The sequence below is a fragment of the Azospirillum sp. B506 genome (genome assembly GCF_000333595.1).
Classification (GTDB): Bacteria; Pseudomonadota; Alphaproteobacteria; order Azospirillales; family Azospirillaceae; genus Azospirillum.
This window is the reverse complement of record NZ_BADK01000322.1, coordinates 1-2,184: the sequence shown is the minus strand read 5'-3', so window position 1 is coordinate 2,184 and position 2,184 is coordinate 1. Positions and strand designations below refer to the sequence as shown.

Here is a 2,184-nt window from a genome sequence, read left to right as displayed (position 1 = left end):
AAGAGCACCGGTGCAGCCCGTCGGTCCGAATCAACGACGGCCAACTGTTCCCTGTTACGAGAAGCCTGCGCGTGCCGACATCGTCCGCGCGCGGATCGAGGCGGTGGGGATCGGTCCGGTCGTGGAGCCCACCCGTCATGGCATCGCCCCGTTGGCACGGGTGCATGACGCCGGCTATCTCAGCTTTCTTCAGACCGCCTGGGATGAGTGGGTGGAGGAGCATGGCGCCGACATCGACGCACTGCCGCTGAACTGGGTGGCGCCGGGCATGTCTCGACGGCGGGTGCCGCGCTCCATCGACGGCCGACTCGGCTTCTACTCTTTCGATGCCGGGACGCCGATCACCGCCGGCACCTGGCGGGCGGCCACCGCCGCGGCTGACAGCGCGCTGACCGGTGCCGACCGGCTGCGGGCCGGCGACCGCAGCGCCTTTGCCCTGTGCCGACCGCCGGGGCACCATGCCGGTCATGCCTTCTATGGCGGCTATTGCTTCCTGAACAATGCGGCCATCGCGGCGCAGTCGCTGCGCGACGGCGGTGCCGGACGGGTTGCGGTGCTGGACGTCGACTATCATCATGGCAACGGCACGCAGGAGATCTTCTGGGAGCGCGGCGACGTGCTGTTCGTGTCGATCCATGCCGACCCTGTAGACGAGTTCCCCTATTTCTGCGGCCATGCCGACGAAACGGGGGGCGGCGTCGGGGAGGGAGCCAACCTGAACCTGACGCTGCCTTGGGGAACCGACTGGAGCGGCTATGCGCAGGCGCTGACGGCCGCAGCGGCGCGCATCCGTGACTTTGGCGCCGACGCCTTGGTGCTGTCGCTGGGCGCCGACACCTATGGGGGCGACCCGATTTCCCGCTTCCGCCTGTTGTCGGAGGATTTTCTGCGCATGGGGGCCGCGATTGCCGGGATCGGCCTGCCGACTTTGTTTGTGATGGAGGGCGGCTATGCCGTCGATGACCTGGGCGTGAATGTCGCCAATGTCCTGACCGGTTTCGAACAGGGCTGACGAAGGCCAAGGCACGGGCGTGGCCGTACCGTTGCCGGTGCGGCCGAATCGCCCTAGATTGATCGAAAGTTCGGCATCTGAGTGAGGGTGCGGACGGTGGCTGCCGACCTTTCCATCACCAGCCCGTCCATCGGGGCCTATTCCGGTCCGCGCAGCCTTCCACTGCGACGGGACGGGAAAGACGCGTCCGGCGCGAAGGAGAGCAAAAGCGGATCCGCCGACAGCGTTACCCTTTCCGACGCCGCCCAGCAGCAGGTTCAGAAGCTCAAGCAGGCGGACACCAGCGTCCGCCAACATGAGGCTGCGCATCAGGCGGCGGGCGGCAGCCATGCCGGTGGCGCCTCCTTCACCTTCACCCGCGGTCCGGACGGCAAGAACTACGCCACCGCCGGCGAGGTGCCGATCGACGTCAGCCCGGAAGCGGAGCCGGCCGCCACCGTCGCCAAGATGGAGCAGGTGAAGGCCGCAGCCCTTGCGCCGGCCGATCCATCACCACAGGACATGCGCGTCGCCGCCCAGGCCGACGCGGCAAAACTTCAGGCACAGTCGGAACAGCGCCGCCAGGGCGGGGATACAGCGGCCGGCCGCGCGGTGGCGGCCTATGGCGCGGCGCAGTCGCTCGGCAAAGCCGGACCCGGGAGGGGGCTGACGGTCTGACGCGGTGGCGTCGGCACTGCCGGCCCGGTCTCCCGGTCGTGGGTCAACGACGCGGCGTGGTTTCGCCGTCCAGCGTCAGCAGGGCGCCGTAAAGTTCGGGCCGGCGGTCGCGGAAGACTCCCCACGAGGCGCGCTGCGCCGCGATGCGGTCCAGGTCGAAGCTGGCGGTCAGGACCGTACGGCTTTCGCGGTCGGCCTGGGCCACGATCTCCCCCTGCGGTCCGGCGATGAAGGAGGAACCGTAGAAGGTCAGCGCGCAGTTTTCCCCCTGTTCGATCCCGACGCGGTTGGAGGCCACCAGCGGCATCAGGTTGGCGCCGGCATGGCCCTGCATCACCCGCGTCCAGTGGCCCTGGCTGTCGATGGAGGAATCCTGCGGTTCCGATCCGATGGCGGTTGGATAGAGCAGAATCTCCGCCCCTTTCAGTGCCATGACGCGCGCGGTTTTCGGGAACCACTGATCCCAGCAGATGGCGCAGCCGACCATGGCGTACCGGGTCTTGAACACCGCAATA

3 protein-coding genes are annotated in these 2,184 nt (G+C 68.2%); 2 read left to right on the top strand and 1 reads right to left on the bottom strand.

Going from position 1 to position 2,184, the window contains the following annotated elements; translation table 11 throughout:
• Nucleotides 1–1,012, top strand: a 1,012-nt coding sequence (locus I71_RS09950) for a histone deacetylase family protein (protein ID WP_280109866.1), incomplete at its 5' end; no start/stop codon positions are given.
• A 96-nt stretch (nt 1,013–1,108) separates the two neighbouring features.
• Nucleotides 1,109–1,669, top strand: a complete 561-nt coding sequence (locus I71_RS09945) for a putative metalloprotease CJM1_0395 family protein (RefSeq protein WP_244433740.1) — start codon at nt 1,109–1,111, stop codon at nt 1,667–1,669.
• A 43-nt stretch (nt 1,670–1,712) separates the two neighbouring features.
• On the opposite strand, the gene I71_RS09940 is transcribed toward I71_RS09945, so the two are convergent.
• On the bottom strand, nt 1,713–2,184 hold a 472-nt coding region (locus I71_RS09940; RefSeq protein ID WP_042694430.1), incomplete at its 5' end, for a nitrilase-related carbon-nitrogen hydrolase.